At 32.0% G+C, this 21,733-nt stretch carries 22 protein-coding genes, 1 tRNA gene and 1 pseudogene; 11 read left to right on the top strand and 13 right to left on the bottom strand.

Features of this window, described 5'->3' with window-relative positions; all coding sequences use genetic code 11:
* Positions 1-53: 53 nt before the first annotated feature.
* On the bottom strand, positions 54-734 hold the full coding sequence (locus DFQ09_RS13885) for an SCO family protein (RefSeq protein WP_115811359.1): 681 nt from the start codon (positions 732-734) through the stop codon (positions 54-56).
* 84 nt (positions 735-818) lie between these two features.
* Here DFQ09_RS13885 and DFQ09_RS13880 point away from each other — a divergent pair, with 84 nt between their 5' ends.
* The 9 genes from DFQ09_RS13880 (at position 819) to DFQ09_RS13840 (ending at position 11,123) form a co-directional block, all read left to right on the top strand.
* On the top strand, positions 819-2,759 hold the full coding sequence (locus tag DFQ09_RS13880; protein ID WP_115811357.1) for a M1 family aminopeptidase: 1,941 nt from the start codon (positions 819-821) through the stop codon (positions 2,757-2,759).
* Positions 2,760-2,854: 95 nt separating this feature from the next.
* Positions 2,855-4,198, top strand: coding sequence for an RIP metalloprotease RseP (rseP, locus tag DFQ09_RS13875; RefSeq protein WP_115811355.1), 1,344 nt, complete (start codon positions 2,855-2,857; stop codon positions 4,196-4,198).
* A gap of 233 nt (positions 4,199-4,431) precedes the next feature.
* A tRNA-Asn gene (locus DFQ09_RS13870) sits at positions 4,432-4,505 on the top strand.
* Between the two features lie 164 nt (positions 4,506-4,669).
* Positions 4,670-4,969, top strand: coding sequence for a GIY-YIG nuclease family protein (locus DFQ09_RS13865; RefSeq protein ID WP_115811353.1), 300 nt, complete (start codon positions 4,670-4,672; stop codon positions 4,967-4,969).
* A gap of 388 nt (positions 4,970-5,357) precedes the next feature.
* Positions 5,358-8,579: an Eco57I restriction-modification methylase domain-containing protein gene (locus tag DFQ09_RS13860; protein ID WP_115811351.1), complete on the top strand. Its 3,222-nt coding sequence runs from the start codon at positions 5,358-5,360 to the stop codon at positions 8,577-8,579.
* A 125-nt stretch (positions 8,580-8,704) separates the two neighbouring features.
* Entirely contained in the window at positions 8,705-9,706 is a 1,002-nt protein-coding gene (locus tag DFQ09_RS13855; protein WP_115811349.1) for a virulence RhuM family protein, read from the top strand.
* Positions 9,703-9,843, top strand: coding sequence for an AbiH family protein (locus DFQ09_RS13850; RefSeq protein ID WP_115811347.1), 141 nt, complete (start codon positions 9,703-9,705; stop codon positions 9,841-9,843). Before DFQ09_RS13855 ends, DFQ09_RS13850 begins: the two co-directional genes overlap by 4 nt.
* 101 nt (positions 9,844-9,944) lie before the next feature.
* A complete protein-coding gene (locus DFQ09_RS13845) occupies positions 9,945-10,277 on the top strand; it encodes an AbiH family protein (protein WP_115811345.1) in 333 nt (110 codons plus the stop codon).
* A 45-nt stretch (positions 10,278-10,322) separates the two neighbouring features.
* Entirely contained in the window at positions 10,323-11,123 is an 801-nt protein-coding gene (locus DFQ09_RS13840; RefSeq protein ID WP_181897187.1) for an AbiH family protein, read from the top strand.
* A 476-nt stretch (positions 11,124-11,599) separates the two neighbouring features.
* Here the strand turns inward: DFQ09_RS13840 and DFQ09_RS19220 are convergent.
* A pseudogene (locus DFQ09_RS19220) lies at positions 11,600-12,666 on the bottom strand (Fic family protein).
* Between the two features lie 473 nt (positions 12,667-13,139).
* Positions 13,140-14,093, bottom strand: coding sequence for an NAD-dependent epimerase/dehydratase family protein (locus tag DFQ09_RS13830; protein ID WP_115811340.1), 954 nt, complete (start codon positions 14,091-14,093; stop codon positions 13,140-13,142).
* A gap of 171 nt (positions 14,094-14,264) precedes the next feature.
* Between DFQ09_RS13830 and DFQ09_RS13825 the strand changes: the two genes are divergently transcribed.
* A complete protein-coding gene (locus DFQ09_RS13825) occupies positions 14,265-14,792 on the top strand; it encodes a hypothetical protein (protein WP_115811338.1) in 528 nt (175 codons plus the stop codon).
* A gap of 67 nt (positions 14,793-14,859) precedes the next feature.
* Here the strand turns inward: DFQ09_RS13825 and DFQ09_RS13820 are convergent, their stop codons facing one another.
* Both DFQ09_RS13820 and DFQ09_RS13815 read right to left on the bottom strand, forming a co-directional pair.
* Positions 14,860-15,576, bottom strand: a complete 717-nt coding sequence (locus tag DFQ09_RS13820; RefSeq protein ID WP_115811336.1) for a hypothetical protein — start codon at positions 15,574-15,576, stop codon at positions 14,860-14,862.
* A gap of 94 nt (positions 15,577-15,670) precedes the next feature.
* Positions 15,671-16,480, bottom strand: a complete 810-nt coding sequence (locus DFQ09_RS13815; protein ID WP_147298351.1) for a Rossmann-fold NAD(P)-binding domain-containing protein — start codon at positions 16,478-16,480, stop codon at positions 15,671-15,673.
* Between the two features lie 119 nt (positions 16,481-16,599).
* Here DFQ09_RS13815 and DFQ09_RS13810 point away from each other — a divergent pair, with 119 nt between their 5' ends.
* A complete protein-coding gene (locus DFQ09_RS13810) occupies positions 16,600-17,085 on the top strand; it encodes a CBS domain-containing protein (protein WP_115811332.1) in 486 nt (161 codons plus the stop codon).
* A gap of 8 nt (positions 17,086-17,093) precedes the next feature.
* On the opposite strand, the gene DFQ09_RS13805 is transcribed toward DFQ09_RS13810, so the two are convergent.
* The 8 genes from DFQ09_RS13805 to DFQ09_RS13770 form a co-directional block, all read right to left on the bottom strand.
* On the bottom strand, positions 17,094-17,444 hold the full coding sequence (locus DFQ09_RS13805; protein ID WP_115811330.1) for a hypothetical protein: 351 nt from the start codon (positions 17,442-17,444) through the stop codon (positions 17,094-17,096).
* Positions 17,445-17,484: 40 nt separating this feature from the next.
* Positions 17,485-18,129 carry a spermidine synthase gene (locus DFQ09_RS13800; protein WP_115811328.1) on the bottom strand — a complete coding sequence of 215 codons (645 nt, stop codon included), beginning with the start codon at positions 18,127-18,129 and terminating at the stop codon, positions 17,485-17,487.
* A gap of 37 nt (positions 18,130-18,166) precedes the next feature.
* On the bottom strand, positions 18,167-18,433 hold the full coding sequence (locus DFQ09_RS13795) for a hypothetical protein (RefSeq protein ID WP_115811326.1): 267 nt from the start codon (positions 18,431-18,433) through the stop codon (positions 18,167-18,169).
* Positions 18,434-18,558: 125 nt separating this feature from the next.
* The gene (locus DFQ09_RS13790; RefSeq protein ID WP_115811324.1) at positions 18,559-19,269 is read right to left on the bottom strand and encodes a DUF4488 domain-containing protein; all 711 of its coding nucleotides are present in this window, start codon (positions 19,267-19,269) and stop codon (positions 18,559-18,561) included.
* Between the two features lie 214 nt (positions 19,270-19,483).
* A complete protein-coding gene (locus DFQ09_RS13785) occupies positions 19,484-19,978 on the bottom strand; it encodes a hypothetical protein (protein ID WP_115811322.1) in 495 nt (164 codons plus the stop codon).
* A gap of 54 nt (positions 19,979-20,032) precedes the next feature.
* A complete protein-coding gene (locus tag DFQ09_RS13780) occupies positions 20,033-20,251 on the bottom strand; it encodes a hypothetical protein (protein WP_115811320.1) in 219 nt (72 codons plus the stop codon).
* A gap of 292 nt (positions 20,252-20,543) precedes the next feature.
* On the bottom strand, positions 20,544-20,906 hold the full coding sequence (locus DFQ09_RS13775) for a hypothetical protein (protein WP_115811318.1): 363 nt from the start codon (positions 20,904-20,906) through the stop codon (positions 20,544-20,546).
* Between the two features lie 196 nt (positions 20,907-21,102).
* Positions 21,103-21,630, bottom strand: a complete 528-nt coding sequence (locus DFQ09_RS13770) for a DUF6933 domain-containing protein (protein ID WP_115811316.1) — start codon at positions 21,628-21,630, stop codon at positions 21,103-21,105.
* Between the last annotated feature and the right edge of the window lie 103 nt (positions 21,631-21,733).

Here is a 21,733-nt window from a genome sequence, read left to right as displayed (position 1 = left end):
AATTTGTTAGTGTAAAAAGTAAGACAATAGTTATTTATAGGCTTTAACTTATTTTATGATCCACCAAAATATTTTAAAGTCTCAATATCTTGCAGAAGTAGCTCAATATCTTCAGGATTTGTACCGTCATAAAAACCTCTTATTTGACGCTTTTTATCAATCAACATAAAATTTTCTGTATGTATCATGTCAAATTGATCGCCATTACCATCAGTTTTTACGGCTAAGTAGCTCTTTCTGGCCAGTTCGTAGATTTGTTTTTTATCTCCAGTAACTAAATTCCATTTTCGATCTATAACCCCTTTTTCTATAGCGTATTTTTTTAGTTGCGCTACGCTATCAATTTTTGGAGTTACAGAGTGAGAAAGTAACATAATATCATCATCATTAATAATTGCCTTCTGTATTTGTTCCATGTTTTTGGTCATTATCGGGCAAATCGTTTGGCACGTCGTAAAAAAGAAATCTGCAACATAGATTTTATCTTCGTAATTCTGTTGTGTTATCGTTTCTCCATTTTGATTGGTTAAACTAAAATCAGCAATTTTATGATATTTTAATTGGTGTTGAATAGTGCTGTCTACTAACTCTTCGCTCACCATTCCGGGCTGATAAATAGGAAGTGTATGTTTTACATTTAAGACGTTGTATATTATTGCGATGATAATGATACAAAGTATTGAAAAAAAGATTCCGAAGTTTTTATACCCTTTAAAAAATGAAAGAAATGACATTAAGATTGTATTAAAGATAGTTGAAGGGCAAAAATACGACTGAATCTCAAGAAAAGCTTTATTTTTAACATTAAAACAAGTGCTATGAAACGATTTTTAGGATGCCTAATCTTGGTATTGGCTATGCAAATAAATGCCCAAGATTATAATGAAACATTGAATGCTATTCGCTCTGCTGAAGCTAACACAGCATTACGTCAAATGATGAATGCACAAAACGCTAATACAGGAAATTACGATGTTAAATACCATAGGTTAGAATTAAATATAGATCCGGCTGTAGCTGCAATTTCTGGTGATGTCACTACCTATTTCGAAGCTAAAGAAGCACTGACAGAAATCACTTTTGATTTGTCGGATAATATGATGGTTTCTCAAGTGTTGCAACGTGGTAATAGTTTAAGTTATATTCAGAATTCGGATGATGAATTGGTCATTACCTTGCCTGCCACACAAGCGCAAGGAGTTTTAGATTCATTAACGATAAGTTACGCGGGCAACCCTGTGAGTTCTGGTTTTGGTTCTTTTGAGCAGACCACTCATGGTGCCGACAATGATCCTGTTATTTGGACGCTTTCTGAACCTTATGGCGCTAAAGGTTGGTGGCCGTGCAAACAAGATTTAATAGATAAAATTGAGAATATAGATGTTTATATTACGACACCAGTATTAAATCCGTTAAACAAAACGTATGTGGCCGTTTCTAATGGTTTAGAGCAAAGCCAAGTGGTTGTAGGTTCTGAGAAGACGACTCATTTTAAACATGGTCATCCCATTCCGGCTTATTTAATTGCCGTAGCTGTTACTAATTATGAAGTGTATTCGCATGTGGTACCAAACAATGGTAACCCTTTTGATATTATAAATTATGTCTATCCGGAAGATATTAATTATGCTCAAGCAAATACAGGGATAACTGTAGATATTATGAATCTTTTTACAGATTTATTTGAAGAATATCCCTTTGCAGATGAGAAATATGGTCATGCACAATTTGGATGGGGAGGAGGCATGGAGCATACCACAGTTTCCTTTATGGGATCTTTTAACAGAGGACTTATTGCACACGAGTTGGCACACCAATGGTTTGGTAATAAAATAACATGCGGAAGCTGGAAAGATATTTGGTTAAATGAAGGCTTTGCAACATATTTATCTGGCTTGGTGATTGAAGATTTAGATGGAGAGGCTAATTTTAAATCGTGGAGACAGCAAACCACGGCGAGTATCACATCTCAACCCGGAGGTGCAGTCTATCTTACAGACCAAGATACCACAAGTGTTAATAGAATTTTTAGTAGCCGTTTAACTTATAATAAAGGTGCTATGGTATTGCATATGTTAAGACGTCAGTTGGGTGATGTTGATTTTTATCAAGGTCTTAAAGCGTATTTGGCGACACCAACTTTGGTTTATGATTATGCTAAAACACAAGATTTTATTGCTGTTATGGAATCATCTACAGGGCAAAATTTAGATGAGTTTTTTAATGATTGGCTTTATAACCAAGGCTACCCAAGTTATTCAGTGAACTGGAATCAAGATGACAATCAATTACAACTTATGGTATCGCAAACCCAAAGTGATGCGTCAGTGTCTTTTTTTGAAGCAGGATTGCCAATTAGAGTGATAGGAACTTTGGGCGAATCTTTAGATCTAGTTTTAGACAATACGACCAATAACGAACAGTTTTTTGAAACCGTTAATTTTACAGTACTGGAGGTGTTAGTCGATCCTGATTATCATTTAATCTCAAAAAATAATGCCTCAACTTTAAGCACGTCAGATTTTGAATTACAGGACCAAATAACTATTTATCCTAGTCCGGCATCATCTGTAATTCATATTGTAAAACCAGAACATATGGAGATCGAAACCATTAAAATCTATAATAGTTTAGGCCAATTAGTATTACAGCAGAATTGGACACCTCAGGTAGATCTAAACACTTTGGCGTCAGGCTTGTTGTTTGTACAAATTCAAACCAAAGACGGAGTGATTAATAAAAGAATTATAAAAAATTAACTAGGCTGTTGTTTTAACGTATTGCTAAGATTTTTTTAAATATACGTTTCATATAAATACCTTACTTTTGCAAATCGAAATTTGAAAAAAACTACATGGAATTTATTATAAAAATATCTCAATTTTTACTTAGTTTATCCTTACTTATTGTTTTGCACGAGCTTGGGCATTTTATACCAGCAAAGCTTTTTAAAACTAAAGTTGAAAAGTTTTACCTCTTTTTTGATGTGAAATTTTCACTCTTTAAAAAGAAGATTGGTGATACCGAATATGGTATTGGTTGGTTGCCTCTTGGAGGTTATGTGAAAATTGCAGGAATGATTGATGAAAGCATGGATAAGGAGCAAATGGCATTGCCACCGCAACCATGGGAATTTCGTTCTAAGCCAGCATGGCAACGTTTAATTATTATGCTTGGTGGAGTAACCGTGAACTTTATTTTGGCCTACTTTATCTACGTGGTTATTTCGTTTACATATGGAGATACAGATGTTACTACCGACAGTATGAAAGATGGCTTCTGGATAGAAAACAATCTGCTTTTAGATGTTGGTTTTAAAAACGGAGATAAAATATTAGCTATTAATGACGAAAAAGTTGACACCTATTATGATGTTAGAAAAAACTTAGTAAATGGCGAAAAGTACTCTATAGTTAGAGATGGTGAACATAAAGAAGTTGTACTTCCAAAAGATTTCTTGGGTCAGTTATCATCAGCAGAAAGAAAGAACGGCACCTTTAAGCTACGAATTCCGTTTATGGTGGGTAGTGTGCCAGATACATCATTAAATAAAGGAGCGAACTTAGAAAAGGGTGATGTTTTATTATCGGTTAATGGAAAAGATCTACGTTACTTTGATGAGGTAGAGTCAAGAATGTTAGCCTATAAAAATCAATCTGTAGAAGCAACATTTTTAAGAGGTGAAGAAAAAATAAATACAAACTTACAAGTCAATGCTGAAGGTAAAGTTGGAATTTTCCCGGCATCACATAATTCAAGGTTTGCAGAGCTAGGGTATTTTAATATTATTCATAAAGATTATACCTTCTTAGAAAGTTTTGGTGGAGGAGTAGATAAATTTAAAGAACAGGTTTCTGGGTATTTTGATCAATTAGGAAAGATTTTTACACCAAGTACAGGTGCTTATAAAGGCGTTGGTGGATTTAAAGCGATTTTTGATGTGTTCCCTGACCAATGGATTTGGCAAGATTTCTGGGGTTTAACAGCCTTTTTATCTATTATGTTGGCGATACTTAATTTATTACCAATACCAGCTTTAGATGGTGGACACGTGGTGTTTTTACTATATGAAATGATTTCTGGACGTAAGCCAAGCGAAAAGTTTTTAGAGCGTGCACAAGTTATAGGGTTCTTTATTTTAATCGCTTTAGTGCTGTTTGCCAATGGTAATGATATTTTTAAAGCCATCACGAATTAAATATTTTAAAATTTTTTAAAAAAAATTATTATTTCGTTTTGTAGTAATGAAAATACTGTATATATTTGCGCTCGCTAACGCGAAAAAACACATACTTTAGTTCTGCTAATAATAACCAAATAGAAAGAACGATTGATTGTTAATTGAGCCTCGAAAGCTTTTCGAGATTAATTAGAGTCTAAGAAAAGAGAAGTTTAGTGCCTTCTAAAACACACTAAAAAAAGGAATTTTATTCCTCTTTAGCTCAGTTGGTTAGAGCATCTGACTGTTAATCAGAGGGTCCTTAGTTCGAGCCTAAGAAGAGGAGCAAACAAAGCCATTACGAAAGTAGTGGCTTTTTTGTGTTTTATAGTAAAGACTAAATCCTATTGTTTGGAGAGTCAACTGTGTAGATTAGGTATCCAACCAAGTAATGGCGTAAAGGGGCTGTATAGGAAAGCAGAAGAATAATTGTTATACCTTTAAAGAGATATGAATCATTGTTGCTACATTCTTCATTCCAAAAAACTTTTGCGTTATTATGTGGGTTACAGTTCGAATTTAGATCTTCGACTAATTTTTCATAAAAACTCAGAATCTAGAAAATATACTTACAAAGCCAAAGATTGGAAACTCTATTATAAAATTGATTGCAATAGTAAAAAACAAGGAATTGCAATTGAAAATCATATTAAAAGGATGAAAAGTAAGGTGTATATTGAAAATCTTTTAAAATATCCTGAGATTACCATTAGGTTATTGAAGAAATATGAAGAGTCACCAGGCCATTAATCAGAGTCCCGAAAGCTTTCGGGATTAGTTCGAGCCTAAGAAGAGGAGCATACAAAGCCATTACGAAAGTAGTGGCTTTTTTGTGTTTATATGTGTTTTGTTTATGTCTTGCTTTTAGATCCATTATAGTCTTGTTAGGTTTAACTTATACACTATCCATACACTATCCATACATTAGCTATAGTACAAACATACGCACATGGATTAGCTACGGAGAATAAACTGTTGTAGCGTCATTATACGTTTTAGAGTGTATTTAGTAATAGCTCTTATGCTTTGTGTTTTAACTGTAATACTGCTGGTTAGATTTTAAAGTAAATACGGTAATCCGTAATCTAAAATCAATATATATTCCTATTTTTAAAAGTTCAATCAATTTACGTTATTAATGTCATTATATCAAGCCTCTGTATTAAAGCAACATCTTAAACTTCAAGACGAAATTGTTATTACTAAAGCCTATAAAAAGTATGCTAAGTATTTTTTAAATCCTACCATACAAGACAATATTCGTAGCTCTAAAGAAGAAGAATATCAGGGTATATTTTTAACGGAGTTATTTGTCAACCTATTAGATTATACTTTAAAACCTAAAGCAGATTTTAATCTTGTAGCAGAATACAAAAACCAAAATAATGCACGTAAAGCCGATGGTGCCATATTAAATAATGATATAGCAATAGGTGTCATAGAATTAAAAGGAACAAATACCAAAGACTTAGAAAGTATACGCAAACAAGCTTTTGATTATAAAGCCAACCAAAAAGGCTGTGTCTATGTAGTAACTTCTAATTTTGAAAAACTACGATTTTACATCAATGATGCTACAGAGTTTATAGAGTTTAATTTGTTTGAACTCACACTAGAACGTTTTTCTTTATTATATCTCAGCTTACAGAAGGATAATGTTCTAAATAATGTGCCTTTAAAGATAAAAGAAGCTTCAATTGTTATAGAGGAGCAAATTACTAAGCAGTTTTATAAAGATTACTCGCTATTTAAAAGAGAATTATATAGAGATTTAGTAAAGCGAAATGCTAAACCATTAAAGAATTCGTCATTGCGAGGAACGACGCAATCTCAAGAACTAACCGAAGAAGAAAAAGCAGAACAGCTCAAACTCGAAAAAAATGTTAAGCTAACCCTCTTTAAAAAGTCGCAAAAACTAATAGACCGTTATTTGTTTATATTTTTTGCAGAAGATAGAGGCTTATTGCCGCCAAACAGCACGCAACAAATATTAGATAAATGGAAAGCAGATGTAGATTTTGGCGACGATAGACCATTATACAACCTGTTTAAACAATACTTTAATCATTTAGATCAAGGAAGAGCAGGAACGTCTAAACGCGCAGAAATTTACGACTATAACGGTGGTTTGTTTAAAGAAGATAAAACCTTAGATAGTTTAGACATTGATAACGATTTACTATATAAACACACCAGTAAATTAGCAGCCTACGATTTTGAAAGCCAAGTAGATGTTAACATTTTAGGACACATTTTTGAAAACTCATTAAACGAAATTGAAAGCGTAAATGCCGAAATAGAAGGAGGCGATTTTGATAAACAAAAATCCAAACGTAAAAAAGATGGGGTTTTCTACACGCCAAAATACATTACAAAATACATTGTAGAAAATACCATTGGTAAACTTTGCGATGAGAAGAAAACCGAACTCGGCTTTAAAGAAGAAGAATATTTTAAAGGACGTAAAAACAGAAACAAAGCAACAATAGCTAAATTAGTAACCATCCTAGATGATTATAGAGATTGGCTATTGCAACTTACTATATGCGACCCAGCATGTGGCTCTGGTGCATTCCTTAACCAAGCTTTAGACTTTTTAATAAAAGAACACACCTATATAGATGAGCTGAAAACTAAAGTTTTAGGAGGTGGTTTACAATTCCCAGATATAGAAAACACCATTTTAGAAAATAATATTTACGGTGTAGACTTAAACGAAGAATCTGTAGAAATAGCCAAGCTCTCTCTTTGGTTACGTACAGCACAACCACGACGTAAATTAAACGATTTAAGTAGTAATATTAAATGCGGTAACTCTTTAATAGATAGCAAAGCCGTTGCAGGCGATAAAGCCTTTAATTGGGAAGAGCAGTTTCCTAAAGTATTCAACCCGTCATTGCGAGAAGGCACGACGAAGCAATCTCTTGAAAAGAAACGTGGTTTTGATGTAATTATTGGGAATCCGCCTTATGGCGCTAGTTTAACGAAAGTTGAAAAAGAATTTTTAAGGAACAAATTTAAAAAATCCTACTCTGGATTTGATAGCTATTTTTTCTTTTTTGAAAAATCTATTGATTTAATGCAGCCTGAAGGATTTTTAGGATTTATAACGCCAAATACATTTTTAGTGGTTGAGAGCGGAACACCATTAAGAAATTACTTAATAATGAATACTGAGATTATAAGTTTATTAGAAACTTATAATGTTTTTCCTGATGCAGTTGTCGAACCTATCACAACTATTCTCAGAAATAGTGGAATTACAGAAAAGATAGATGTTTTTTTAGTTAATAGAAAAAATAAATTTTCAGGAATTAATGAACCATCAACAATAAGAAAGACACAAGTATTAAAAAACGTTATGGACGAAAACACGTCTATAATAAACTATAAACTTGATGCAGAAGCACAAAACTTGTTGAAAGTAGTTTATCAAGGGGCAAAAGTAATGTCAAATGTTATATCGGTTAAAGCTGGAGTAAAACCTTATGAAAAAGGTAAAGGCACACCAGCACAAACATTAGAAACATTAAAAACCAAACCTTTTAACGGCCTTGTGAAAAAAGATGAATCTTGGCAAACTTGCATACGTGGTACGAACATTAGAAGATATTCCACTACAATAAGTAATGAATACATTTTATACGGTCCTTGGCTTGCTGCTCCAAGAAATTCAGAACTATTTTCTGAACCTAAAATATTTATGCGACGCACTGATGATAATTTGTTTTCTAATATAGATACTTCTGGTGCAATTGGAATTAACTCAGTCCATTGTATTCAAAAATTGAAAAACAATAATGAATTTGAATTATCAATTATATTAGCTCAGCTTAATTCCAAGTTGCTAAACTGGATATTTCGTACTCAAAATTTTCATATGGTAGGAAAACCAATGGCGGAAGTGAAAACTGTTTTCATACAAAGACTTCCTTATAAAAAATTCGAAAAAATTAACGAATCAAAAATTGATGTTTTTGTAAAAGAATGCATTGAATATAACTTAAATAATATTAAACTGGAAAATAAATTTACTAATTACCTATTTCAAAAATTCTCGTTAATTAAGGTTTCTCGTAAACTCGAAAACTGGCAAGATTTAGATTTTGGAACATTTATAAAAGAGTTGAATAAAGCTATTAAAGCAACCAATAAATTGCGTATTAAAGAAGGAAAGGAAGTCGTTGCCACACTAACCAAAAAAGATGAGTTTGAGTGGTTAGACTTCTTTGAAGACAACAAACAAAAAGCACAAGCCTTACAAACCCAAATTAACCAAACAGATGCAGCAATTGATGCTATGGTTTATGAGCTGTATGGGTTGACTGATGATGAAATCTCAATAGTTGAAAACTCTTGAGATTCACGAACACTTAAACAATAGAAGCGAGGTGAGATAAATTAAGATTATGGAAAACAGTTAGTCATTGCGAGTTTACGAAGTAATCTCTTACCATTTGAAAAAGAAAGTTAAAAAGGATTAAAATGCAAAACAACCAACAAAATATAATAATTTATAATACCGCAGATGGTAAAGCATCTGTAAGTTTATATACAAAAGATGGTAATGTTTGGATGAATCAAAGTCAACTTGCAGAACTTTTTGACACCTCTAAACAAAACATAGGGCAACATATAGCTAAAATTATAGAAGACGGGGAGTTACAAGAAAATTCAGTTGTAAAGAATTACTTTACAACTGCCACAGATGGCAAAGAATACAGCGTTACTTTTTATGCCTTAGATATGATTTTGGCTATTGGATTTAGAGTGCGTAGTAAACGGGGTACGCAATTTAGAATTTGGGCTAACCAAAATCTAAAAGAATATATGATTAAAGGGTTTGTAATGGATGACGAACGCTTAAAAAACCCCGATGGTAGACCCGATTATTTTGATGAATTACTAGCTCGAATACGAAGCGTTAGAGCCTCAGAAAAACGCTTCTATCAAAAAGTAAGAGATCTCTTTGCATTAAGTAGCGATTACGACCCAACAGACAAAGCTACACAAATGTTTTTTGCAGAAACGCAAAATAAATTACTCTATGCTGTAACTCATAAAACAGCAGCAGAATTAGTACTAGCAAGAGCAGATGCAAAAGACCCTAATATGGCATTAACAACTTGGAAAGGTAACCAAGTAAGAAAACAAGATATATTTATTGCTAAAAATTACTTAAACGAAGATGAATTAGATTCCTTAAATAGATTGGTAGTTATCTTTTTAGAAACAGCAGAACTAAGAGCAAAAAACCGTGTAGATATTACAATGAAATTCTGGAAAGAAAATGTAGATAGAGTACTAGAATTTAATGACCAAAAAGTATTAAAAGGCTTGGGGCGTATTTCTAATAAGCAAATGGAAGAAACAGTAAGAAAAATATACGCAGAATTCGATACCAATAGAAAAATTGAGGAAGCTAAAAAAGAAGATGAAATAGAGTTAGAAGCAATAGAAAAATTACTTAAAAATAAAAGGGAATGAAGAAAATAGAAAAAATCTACAACAAACTAATCTTAATAGGAAACGGTTTTGATTTAGCTTTAGGTTTTAAAACGTCTTATAATGATTTTTTGTTTTGGTTACTAAAATCTGAAGTTGAAAAAATTAGAATCACTTAAAGTAAGCCCAAATAAACCAAACAGATGCAGCAATAGACCAAATGGTTTATGAGTTGTATGGCTTAACTGAGGATGAAATACAAATAGTGGAGAATAGTTAGATGAAAGATAGGCACTTAAAAAAAGAAAAAGTTATTAATAAGCTGTTTTTGGTTGGCAATGGCTTCGATTTAGCTCTTAATTTAAAGACAAAGTATAGTGATTTCTTATTTTGGTTATTGAAAACTGAAGTCATTCGTGCAATAGAAGCGTATCCTAAATTAGTAAAAGCCGAAGGTTATACTTTATATAATAGGGATTATTTGAAGAGGGAGCAAATTTATGTTTATGGTTTCTCAAAAAATGAATTATTTGATGTGTTGGTTCATTCAAAAGTTAAAGATTTACCAAAAAAAATTGACGAATGTGAAAACCTAACTATTCTGTTAGATTAGCTTAAAACATTTAAAATTAAGATAACACCAGTTAATGAGGGTGCATTGTTCACCAATATTTTAGAATCAAGTACTCATAGCTGGATTGATATTGAAGCTATTTATTTTAAGTTATTAAAGGACTTGTTTAAAAGTGAAATTAGAGAATCGATAGTAAAACTTAATCGAGATTTGGTTTATTTAACACAATTATTGAAAGACTATTTAACCCAATTAGATATATCTAAAACAACAGATAAAACTGTAAGCCAGAAATATATAAAACAATTTATTAGTCCAATCGTTCCAACAGATGTTATTTATCCAGTAAATGAACACATAATTAAATCCGATAGATATTATTTTTTAAATTTTAATTACACCAAAACGCTTTCAAATATTCTTTTAAGCTTACCAGATGAATACTTTAAAAATTATGGTAACGATATAGACGCATTTGTATCTTACATTCATGGAGATATAGATAGAGAAGAAATTGTATTCGGTTATGGTGATGAAATGGACAAAGATTATAAAGGAATTGAGGACTTAAATGATAATCGTTTTTTTGAGAATATTAAATCGTTTAAATATAATAAAGCTTATGAGTACCGAGACCTATTAAGATTTTTAAATTCTGGTGAATATCAGGTGGTCATTTATGGTCATTCTTGCGGCTTGTCAGATAGATTATTACTTAACGAGGTCTTTGAGCATGATAACTGTAAATCAATAAAAATATATTATTACGATGAAGCCGAGTTTACTACTAAAACTATGGATATCTCTAGGCATTTTAATAGTAATCAATTAATGCGTCAAAAAATAGTTGAGTTTAATGAAGAAAATAATATACCTCAAACCTAAAGTTATGTTTAATTAAATATTAGACTCGTAGTATAAAAACCATAAGAAGTAATGAAAAATATAGTGATTTATAGCAAAAATATTGCAAAGTGTTGTACATTTACAACAATAGTACACACCACGCTACCCATAAGCACAGCGTCCCAGGGTGTGTCTTTTGCTTTATATAGGTTTTTGTTATTGGTAAACTAGACGTTTAAATTTTAATAGATGTTTGATACAAAAATCAATTAACACGGATAATATTAAAAAGAATACATTTCTTAGTTCCAGCCAAAGAAGCTAAGACATACAAAGCCATTACGAAAGTCGTAGCTTTTTTGTGTTTTATAGGTATCTGAGAAACCAAACATAGGTTATGCATTTCTGTTTTTTGAATTACACTTTTTCGTGGTTTTTACAAAAAAAAAGAGACTCTAAATCCTTAATGACTCTATGTTGATAGGGTTTAAATTCCGTTAGATTACATGCGTAATTTACCTTTTGGTTAGTGTGTTAAATAATTTTTGGTTGATATAATAGTTGCTTTTGCCAATTTTAACTTTATTTAGTAGGCCATGTTTTGCTAATGCATTTAAATAACTGCTAGCTGTGTTTCTATGAACTCCTAGCTCTTTTTGAAGAAAGTCTATTTTTGTGTAGGGGTGTTTAAATAAAATGTTGATTAAGTCATGGCTATAAAAACTAAACTCTGACCTAATTTCTTTTTTATAGTCATCCATTAGTATTTTTATTTTATTAACCACCTTAATAGTTTCAAGTGCAGTTATTTCTACACCTTTTAGCATCCATATTATCCATTCTTCCCAAGCGTCTTTTGTTCTTACCTCTTGCAATAGTCTATAATAATCATTTTTGTTTTTAATAATGTAGCTACTTAAATATAGAACTGGAATATCTAGTAGTTTTTGCTGTACCAAATACAACATATTAATAATTCTTCCCGTTCTTCCGTTGCCATCATAAAAGGGGTGAATACTTTCAAACTGGTAATGTATAATAGGCATCTTTATTAAGCTGTCTATCTCATGAAATTCTGGACTATTGATGTAAGCTTCTAAATTCTCTAATAAAGACTTTATCTCATTATAATTTTGAGGAGGTGTAAACACCACTTCATCCGTTCTAGGATTCTTTAAAACCGTTCCTGGAACTTTCCTTATCGGATGGTTAGGTGCTATTTTTTTTTCTGTATTTTAATAATATCATTAGTGGTTAAAAGTCCTTTTTCTTTAATAATAGTATAACCTCGTTTTAAAGCATCAGCATAATTTTTAGCTTCTTTAGCAGCAACTGAAGTGACTTTTTCATCTACAGCAGCTTGGTATAGTTCATCATCTGTGGTTACTATATTTTCTACTTCATTACTATCTTTAGCTTCTTGTAGAGACAGTGTATCAATAAGAATTTGAGAATTTGGAATCTTTTTAACCTCTCCTTTTAATTCACCAAGCGCTCTACTAGCCTTTGTTAAGGCTTTTAAAATTGCTACTGATTCGCAATTTATTTTGGGAGGTAATGGGTTTATGGTTATTTCTGCCATCTTTTATAGTCTTATATACAATATTTCGCGTTACGTTGTTAACAACATCTAAACATGCACAACAAAACACATATTTTTGTGCATATGTTGTGCAACATGCACAAGGTTTTTTTAATTTATGTGTTTAAAATCTAGTTGTGTCTTTCGGTGTTTTTTTTATACACAATAGTAAGAGGAGCAAACAAAGCCATTACGAAAGTCGTGGCTTTTTTATGTTTTATACTTTCTTAAAGATTTTCAAATTTATAAATACGTCTACTTGGTGTTTTCATTTTAAAAGAAATAGAATGCTTATAGTCTTGGAATCTGTCTTCAGAAAGAAATCCCCTTGAAACGGCGTAAAGGAGGAAGTTAAAGCCTAAATAAAGCGAACTACATTAGTTTCTATGAAAAAGTGACAGAAGTCCTAATGGACAAAAAAAATCCCATCTAACGACGGGATTTCTAATGTTATAAATTAAAGCAATAAACTTTTAAGCCTGATACTTTTTCTTTAACTGCGTTAACATTTCAGAAGTCATTTTTTTAAGATCAAAATCGTGAGACCAGTTCCAGTCTTTTCTTGCTACACTATCATCAATAGATGACGGCCAGCTATCTGCAATGGCTTGTCTAAAGTCGGGTTTATAAGCCATTTTAAAATCTGGCATTTCGGCTTTAATGCTATCTGCAATCTCTTTTGGAGTAAAACTAATCGCCGATAAGTTGTAAGATGATCTTATGGTTACATCCTCAGCAGGAGCTGCCATAATTTGAGTGGTTGCTTTAATAGCATCATCCATAAACATCATCGGTAAATTGGTGTCTTCTGATAAAAAACTCTCGTATTTGCCTTCTTTTATAGCTTCGTGATAAATCTCTACAGCATAATCCGTAGTACCACCACCTGGCATCGCCTTATGACTGATAATACCTGGATAGCGAATGCTTCTTACATCTACACCGTATTTATCGTGGTAATATTGGCACCAGCGTTCGCCAACTTGTTTGGTAATACCGTAAACGGTCGTCGGTTCGCTGATGGTGTGTTGCGGAGTGTTTTCTCTAGGAGTTGTTGGTCCAAAAACAGCAATACTACTTGGCCAAAATACTTTTTTAATTTGTCCGGATTTGGCTAAATTAAGCACATGAAATAATGAATTCATGTTTAAATCCCATGCTTCCATTGGGTACTTTTCGCCTGTAGCACTAAGCAAAGCTGCCATAAGGTAAATGGTATCTACTTTATGATTAATACAGCAATCTTTAATGGCATTAAAGTTTTTAGCATCTAAAATTACAAAAGGTCCAGCGTTTACCAATTCTAGTTTACGTGTGTTAATATCGCTAGCAATAACGTTATCTACACCATGGAGTTCTCTTAACTTAGTGGTTAGTTCTGTTCCTATTTGCCCACAGGCACCAATGATTAATATTTTTGAAGACATCTACTCTTTTTAAATTATCGCCAAAAGTAATAAGAATTTAGGCGTTGTAATATTAAAGTTTTCAGAAAAAGGTGGTTTTAATTATGAATTACTCAACTTTGTTTCAAATGCATATACTAAAGCCTAAAAAAGGATAGTTTAGTATATTTACATTCAAATTAAAAAATACTTATGAAAACCAGATTTGTCCTTTTATATTTATGTGGTATTATGGTTATGAGTTGTGGTGAGGATACCAATACCACCCAAGTATTGGAGACAACTGATAATACAGAACAGAGTGCAAAAATTACGGCTAAAACTATAGAAAGTATAGGTTATAAGGATTATGCGCTTAGTAGTGAAAGTGAAAGTGCCGTTGTAACTTGGGAGCGGTATCACGAATTAGCTACGCAAATTAGTTACTTAAAAAAGGCTGATTTTTCGTTTTTTAATGGAGATATAGAACTCTTAAAAAAGTTTACCGAAGAATTTAAAACGCAAATGCCAGACCAGTTTAAAGTAAATCCTATTCTATCTCGAAATGCTATTGTAGAAACAGATCTTTTAAAGTTGAATGAAAATTTAACCTTAGATAATATTAAAAGAAGTGAAAAATTATTAAGTATTAAAGCGCTATTTGTATCTTTTTCTAATCTTAATTATCAGATTAATGAAAAGCTAGAAAGCGATTTTTACGATAAAATTCAACCAGAATAAAGTATAGAACTAAAAAAAAATGCAGCTCATTGAGCTGCATTTTTTTTATAAAATTTATTGCTGTGTTTTAGTCTTTTTTCTGGGCTGCAGCTTCTTGTGCACGTTGCGCTTTCTGAGCCTCTAAAGCTTCTCTACTAATTTTTGCTAAATTAAAATTAGGATCAATGGCCAATGCATCGTTCATTAATTTTAAGGCTTCATCAATATTAGCAGTTTTATTTTCTGTAAATCTTAAAAGTCCTTTTAAATACATTAAAGCGGCTTTCAAGGATGTTTCATAAGGTTGTTGCTTTTCGTAAAAAGCGCGCTTCATATCGTCTGTAGCGTTAGCCAAAGCATAGTCTATGTTTAATCTTGCGCCAGTCAAATCATTCATTTGAATTTTCATGTCAGCCAATTCATAAGCTAAATATGCATTTGGTGCACGTTGGTAAAGCACTTCAAAATGTTCTAAAGCCATTTTTGTTTGATTAAGATTTTTTAATGCCAAAGCCTTTACTTCAACATTCATATCAGAATCAGTTGCATTTTTTTCTACACCAATTGTGTTTAAAGCTTGCATATATTGCCCTTCGGAAAGGTAGATGTATGCTAACGTATCTTTGCGCGCAATAGAAGGTTCTAAAACATCGAGATGCGTCATCGCATTAATTACTCCTTGCTTATCACCTTGCTTTTTCATTTGGGCGTAATACGCTTCAAAATGTTTTTTTAACTCTGTATTAGTTTGTGCAAACATACTTACTGAGAATAACATAAGAATTGCAATTGTAATCGTCTTCATTTGTTCTTTAGTTTATTGTTCTTGAATAATTTTAACTTTAAAGTGCTAAATCTATAAAAATTAAAGAGAAATGGTCTTAAAAATCTATTAATTTCTATGGTGCTACTTTAAAGCTGTAATTCAAAAGTTGTACCACTAATTTAGATTCTATAATTTTTCCTTTGCTTTTTTCTACACCATTAAAACTTGGGGGTGTTAAGTTCTTGCGTTCGCATTGTTCTATATAATAATCCTTTTTGTTAGGATGTGCAGGATACGCTGCGTTTAAGACCACGTTCCAAAGGCCATTTTTTAGAATCGCCATTATAATACCAATAGCATCGGTTTTGTGAATTAAGTTAACGGGCGCTTCGGGATCTGAAACATGAGTTTTTCCTGATAAAAATTTAGCAGGATGACGCTCGTCGCCTACCAAACCGCCAAACCGTAAAATTGTGGTATTAAAATTTGAATTGGCTTGAAGCATGTGTTCAATCTCAATCAGTTGTTTGCCACTATCTGACGTGGCATTTGGTGTTGTTGCAGCTGTAATTACAGGAATGTCGTCTTCATTCTCAAATACTGAAGTAGAACTTATATATAATACGTTCTTTATAGCATGTGCTTCAATTTGAGGCATTAAAAGCCGTAGTTCTGCGACATGATTTTTAGTGGGATCTTTTCTTAATCCTGGTGGAATATTAATAATTAGCGTATCACTTCCTGTTAAAAATTCAGAATAAGAGCCTAAAACTGCCGTTTCACTTAAAGTAATTAAAAACGGATTTATATGATGAGTCTCTAATACTTGTAACTTCTCTTTAGTAGTTGTAGTGCCGTTAACGGTATAATTATCTTTAATTAATTCTTTAGCCAAAGACAGACCTAGCCAACCGCAACCCATGATGTTTATTTGTGTTTTCAAGAAAAATAATTATAAAGGTTAAAAATACGGAATATATAGCTTTTTAGTTTTTGATTTTTTTAAATGGTTAATTTTCAGTATTTTTAAGATTAACTCTAACCTTAAAAAATGATAACGTTATGGCTATAAAAAGTTTTCAAGGAGCTCGTAAGCAGCAAAATGCTAATGAGCCTACACCATTAAAAGTGAAGGATTATATGAGCACAAAACTCATAACGTTTAGACCAGAGCAAACTGTACAAGAGGTTGTTGAGGCTTTAATTAGACATAAGATTTCTGGTGGTCCTGTGGTTAATGATAAACAGGAATTAATTGGTATTATTTCTGAAGGAGATTGTTTAAAGCAACTTAGCGAAAGCAGATATTATAATATGCCCTTAGCCCACGATAATGTAGAATTGCGTATGGCTAGAGATGTTGAAACCATTGATGGTAACATGGATGTGTTTGATGCGGCCAACAAGTTTTTACAATCTAAAAGACGTCGTTTTCCTATTGTTGAAAACGGGAAACTCATTGGGCAAATTAGCCAGAAAGATATTTTAATTGCAGCGTTAGAGCTTAAAGGCGAGAATTGGAATAGTACAACGAAGCGAGGGTCTTAATTACGCTATCAATCATCGCGTTTTACCAAAGCATAATACTCTCCCTCTAAAGGTAAATACCCTTGGTCGTACACAAAATAATAAATGGTGCCTGCTTTGGTCGTATACGTGCTTGTAAAATAATTAAAATCGAAGCCTTTCTCTACTAGTTTTGCTCTAGAGCATTTCATCTTCTTGTTGGGATTGAGCGCTTCTAGAATTCTGTAATTTTTTCGTAATCGGTTATTGGTGTTTCTAATGAGATTTTTAGAATCTTTATTTAACCTGTTGTTTTGCGTATTTCTACAGCCATCACTGCAGTATTTTTTATCTACTCTACCAACGATGACGTCACCACATTCTGGACATTTTTTTCGCATAACTTCAAATTAAGTACTTACAATATACTAAATTATAATGTTATAAAGAACTGGTAATGATAATGGTATTAGTGTTGTTTACTTTTTTGTATATGTCTACTTTATAGACTTTTGTTTTTAAGTAGTCTACTAAGTTTTCAACTTTAACCATGTCTGATTCTTTTACCGAAGCATTAAAAAGCAATGTCCCTTTTGACGATTTTGAGTTGAGAACGTTATCCCAAAATTCAGTACTTAGAAATTTATCTGGCACGGAAAGATCGATGTAAAGATCCACGATGATGAGATCAAATGTTGTGGTATTTGTCTTTACAAATGTAAAAGCATCTGCACAATGAATTTTTAAATGTTGGTCTTCAATGATTCCAAATTCTGATTTGGCGATGTCTATAATAACAGGATCTAATTCAACAGCTTCAATAGTGTTATTGTAATTAAAATCTGTTCGAAGTGTTTTTATAACGCTTCCGCCTCCCATGCCTAAAACTAAAATAGACTTTACGTTAGCGAGTTCCGTTTTTTCTAATCCATATTTTAGAATACGCTGTAAAGAACCGTAACTGTAATTGGCATTTTCTGAATTGAGATGCTTTTTGCCATTATACCACGTAATTTCTAGTTTTCCGCTGTACTTAGATTCAATAGTTTTTGTAACAGGATAAATGTAACTGAGCAGTTGCTTCATAGTTACTAAAGGTAGTTTTATTTCGTTGCGTTACGATTTACTCTGCGTCTTTATTTTTATTGTATTTGGTGTGATTGATATTTTTCTTTTCTAGAATAGCATAAAACTTTCGTGGAGATATTTTTAAGTCTTTGGTGATGTCACTTACTTTCTTCTGTCCTTTTTTATAGAGTTTTAAATTGTCATTTACTTTTTTGTTGAAATAATAGGTTTTTAGTTTGTCAACTACTTGTAGCTCTGTGAGATTAGATTCGCTAGCATAGTTTTCTAGTTCTGCTTTTATATTTGATAAATTATTTTTCATGAGTATTATTTTAGATTTTAGGGATCCAAGATTGATTAATGATTTACTAAATTATAAAAATAAATGTTAGTTCTGTCAATTTATAAAGAAGAAGAACATAATAGAAGGCTATCTGTGTTGTCTTATTAAGATCTTAAGCTCCAAATTTCGTGTATAGGATCTCCTTTGCTCGAAAATCCGGTGTGAATCCATTCACCATCTAAAAGCTTAAAGTTAAACTCTAAAGACATGCCGACTCTAGAATCATCTTTTGAGAAGAACTCAATGTTTTCTGTATACACTCCGTTTATGGTGGTGTACGTTCCGCCTCCTGTGCCCATAAATTGTTTGGTTTCGGTGTTGTAAGCAATCCATTGAAAACGTGTGCCAGATACTATTTTCATTGTTTTTCTCGGTCTACTGGTATCGCGTGTTTCTGTTTTTCCATCTCTTACTCTGCCAGACATTAACCAAGCTCCTTGTAATTTTCCCGGAGCACCATTGTCTATTCGATTAAATTTTAACTTGCTATCAGGGATTTCTAATGTATTATCGGTAATATTAATTTTAAAGCTTACTTCGGTACCAACGACTTCAGAGTTATCGGTGTCGAATTCTGTTTTTTTTGCTAACATATCTCCTTTTAGAATCCACGATCCGCCGTTGCTATGAATAAACGTTCCGGTGGTCGCATTATACGTGGTTAGTACTTGATAGCCCTCAGTAAAAATAACCACGGTTTTTAACTGGTCTCCACTTTCTGAAGTGCTGTAGTTTTCCCAAGCGCCAACGATACTTTGAGCTTCAACTCCAAAAGAGATTAATGTGCAAATGAGTAATACTATTATGTTTTTCATGATTCTAAAGTTTATGACGTGTTATGATTTTATTTTCAAATTATTTCGGATGAATTTTATACTAAATTTAGTGAATAAATTGATGATAGCTTATTATGTGCAAATTTGCTTAAATTGTTATTGAAAAAAAATAGATAGTAATTCGGTAATAACTTTTGTGAATTGGCTTATGCCGGCAATTAATTTGTATTATGCTAATTCCGAATTGAGTTCTTTATTTTTTAATTGTATTGACTTTATAAATATCGAAAATATTTTCATTTAAATTAATTTCCTTCAGGAGTTGATACGAGAGAATATTTTCAGGATCTATTATTCTAAAGACTTCTTCTGTAACTATTTTGTCATCAATTATGTATATAGCTTGCGAAATGTCGGCTGCATGTAAATAGGTGAATTTTCTTATTATTACAATTCCATTACATGCAACTTCCCCGAATAATTTACTAAAGCTTTTAGATTCTTTTTCTACATAACTAATTGAATTAGAATTAATCTCTTGATAATCGGGTAGAGATAAATCTAAATTAGATAATGTGTTTAAAGGCTTGCCATCTAATAATATCAAAGGATTTTCATTGACTAATCCTTTTGTAGATAAACTTTCAATATACTCTAAAAGTGTTGTCGAATTATCAATGTTTGTCTTTTTTGCTTTACAAGCAATTAATAATACGATTATCAGTGTGTAAAGTATGTATTTTATCATAAGTACGCATCCATTTTTATAAGGGTTCAATTTGTAACCGTATTAAAATCAGGCTTAAATATTCTGCTCTTTTTGTTTACGTAAACTATTCTTTAGGCCTATGGATCCAATAATAATCAAAACTATAAATGCTCCACTGATCATATAATTGTTCACACCAAATTTATCAAAGTCAGTTTTTCCTAAATAAGAGATTAATAAGATTAGGGGACCTATAATTAATAATATAGCTGCGTTTTTTTGCGCTTTTACTTTTTTGACTTCGCTATTCATATTTAATTAATGCTAAAGTGTTTGTTTAATGTTCGTTGTGAAGTTAAGCAACTAGCTTAGCAAATACAAATCGAATAGAAAATCCGTGATAATTTTTGTAAGTAGGCGAGAACTAGCAACTTCTTATATTTACGAAATTATTAAATAATAAGCGCCATTGTGTTATGGAAGCTACAGGTTAGTATCATTATTAATTAGCGTATCATTTGCTAAAACCAGATATCAAAGGAAAGCGTGAAAAATTAATACGATTTTACTTTTTTTTGCCACAGTATTTTGTTTTGATGCGTTTTTATTTTAATCTAAATCTTGATAAAACCTCAAATACTTCACTCGCTTTTTTCTGTTCGTGATAGTTAAAGTGAATATGGTTAAATTCAACGAAACCTCTCATTCCGTGATAAGGATAATCAGGAAGGCAAATCAGCAATGGTTCTTTGGGATTTTGTTGTGTCAAAACGGCTATTGGTTCATTAATAGCTACGCTCCAAGTTGCTTTTCTTCCACTTACTTTCGGCAGATAATTAATATTAAAAATATATTTTAAAATTTCAGTTATTGTCCAATTTGGTTCTATTTCAATTTCCAAAAAATGAGGTGCATCAATATCATCTTCCTGCGCGACGCTTTCACGTGTCAATTTAATTTTTTTCATATTCAAATTATGATTTCTGTGAAATTTAAGGTTGTTTTTTCGTTTCAGTCAAATGCGTTACAGCAGTTTTGTATAAGAATAGTTGTGGGTTTACGTACGAGAATTTTCCGTAGTAAAATCAGATGTTACAAACACGTTACGCCCTTTGATTAAGTACTAAATCGCAATTATTTTTATACATTGTTGTCTACCGTTTTTATTCAGTTAGTATTTTTTTTATTTCTTCAATCGGATTTGTATAATCAGACATTTTTCTTCCTTTTCCAATGTGAATTGAACTTGTATTCAGTCGATTGGTCAAATCTTTAATAGGCATATTTTCTAAATTGCCAAACTCACGTTTCCACCAGTCCAAAGATTCTAAATTATGATTTTGAAAACCAGTAGTACTTCGGTCATTATCAGTCGGCAGAAAATCAATTCTGCCAATAATTGAATTCAGATTTTCAAAATTCGTTATTATTCCGTCATAAATTAGTTGGCTTAAAAGAGCATCTTTAAAAATTTGTTCAATTTTAATCAGGTCAGGTGATTTTATGTCAATCAGAATTACATTGTATTTGGTCAGTCCGTTTGTGATTAACCAGCATTTTTTTCTGTCAACATAAAATACCGTAGCGTTCCACTTTTCAAGAATTCCAGAATCCGTATTTTGGTCAGTTGTGATAAGCTTTTTAACTAATTTCTCTAGTTTTTTAGATGTATGTATTTTAGTTCGTCTCAAATGGTGTGCAACGTGTTTCTTTAGTTTGTATTAAATATCTTTATATAGAAAAAGAGGAGAACTATAACGTGTTTTAGATTAGTGATCCCTAACACGTACGAGT

It is taken from the genome of Winogradskyella pacifica (assembly GCF_003386275.1).
In the GTDB taxonomy this organism is placed as follows: Bacteria; Bacteroidota; Bacteroidia; order Flavobacteriales; family Flavobacteriaceae; genus Winogradskyella; species Winogradskyella pacifica.
The sequence above is the reverse complement of the archived record's forward strand: the minus strand, read 5'-3'. Positions and strand labels throughout refer to the sequence as shown.

Coding starts and splice junctions, on each gene's coding strand:
- DFQ09_RS13885 (WP_115811359.1), bottom strand. CDS start 734: ATGTCATTTCTTTCATTTTTTAAAGGGTATAAAAACTTCGGAATCTTT.
- DFQ09_RS13880 (WP_115811357.1), top strand. CDS start 819: ATGAAACGATTTTTAGGATGCCTAATCTTGGTATTGGCTATGCAAATA.
- rseP (WP_115811355.1), top strand. CDS start 2,855: ATGGAATTTATTATAAAAATATCTCAATTTTTACTTAGTTTATCCTTA.
- DFQ09_RS13865 (WP_115811353.1), top strand. CDS start 4,670: ATGAATCATTGTTGCTACATTCTTCATTCCAAAAAACTTTTGCGTTAT.
- DFQ09_RS13860 (WP_115811351.1), top strand. CDS start 5,358: ATGTCATTATATCAAGCCTCTGTATTAAAGCAACATCTTAAACTTCAA.
- DFQ09_RS13855 (WP_115811349.1), top strand. CDS start 8,705: ATGCAAAACAACCAACAAAATATAATAATTTATAATACCGCAGATGGT.
- DFQ09_RS13850 (WP_115811347.1), top strand. CDS start 9,703: ATGAAGAAAATAGAAAAAATCTACAACAAACTAATCTTAATAGGAAAC.
- DFQ09_RS13845 (WP_115811345.1), top strand. CDS start 9,945: ATGAAAGATAGGCACTTAAAAAAAGAAAAAGTTATTAATAAGCTGTTT.
- DFQ09_RS13830 (WP_115811340.1), bottom strand. CDS start 14,093: ATGTCTTCAAAAATATTAATCATTGGTGCCTGTGGGCAAATAGGAACA.
- DFQ09_RS13825 (WP_115811338.1), top strand. CDS start 14,265: ATGAAAACCAGATTTGTCCTTTTATATTTATGTGGTATTATGGTTATG.
- DFQ09_RS13820 (WP_115811336.1), bottom strand. CDS start 15,576: ATGAAGACGATTACAATTGCAATTCTTATGTTATTCTCAGTAAGTATG.
- DFQ09_RS13810 (WP_115811332.1), top strand. CDS start 16,600: ATGGCTATAAAAAGTTTTCAAGGAGCTCGTAAGCAGCAAAATGCTAAT.
- DFQ09_RS13805 (WP_115811330.1), bottom strand. CDS start 17,444: ATGCGAAAAAAATGTCCAGAATGTGGTGACGTCATCGTTGGTAGAGTA.
- DFQ09_RS13800 (WP_115811328.1), bottom strand. CDS start 18,129: ATGAAGCAACTGCTCAGTTACATTTATCCTGTTACAAAAACTATTGAA.
- DFQ09_RS13795 (WP_115811326.1), bottom strand. CDS start 18,433: ATGAAAAATAATTTATCAAATATAAAAGCAGAACTAGAAAACTATGCT.
- DFQ09_RS13790 (WP_115811324.1), bottom strand. CDS start 19,269: ATGAAAAACATAATAGTATTACTCATTTGCACATTAATCTCTTTTGGA.
- DFQ09_RS13785 (WP_115811322.1), bottom strand. CDS start 19,978: ATGATAAAATACATACTTTACACACTGATAATCGTATTATTAATTGCT.
- DFQ09_RS13780 (WP_115811320.1), bottom strand. CDS start 20,251: ATGAATAGCGAAGTCAAAAAAGTAAAAGCGCAAAAAAACGCAGCTATA.
- DFQ09_RS13775 (WP_115811318.1), bottom strand. CDS start 20,906: ATGAAAAAAATTAAATTGACACGTGAAAGCGTCGCGCAGGAAGATGAT.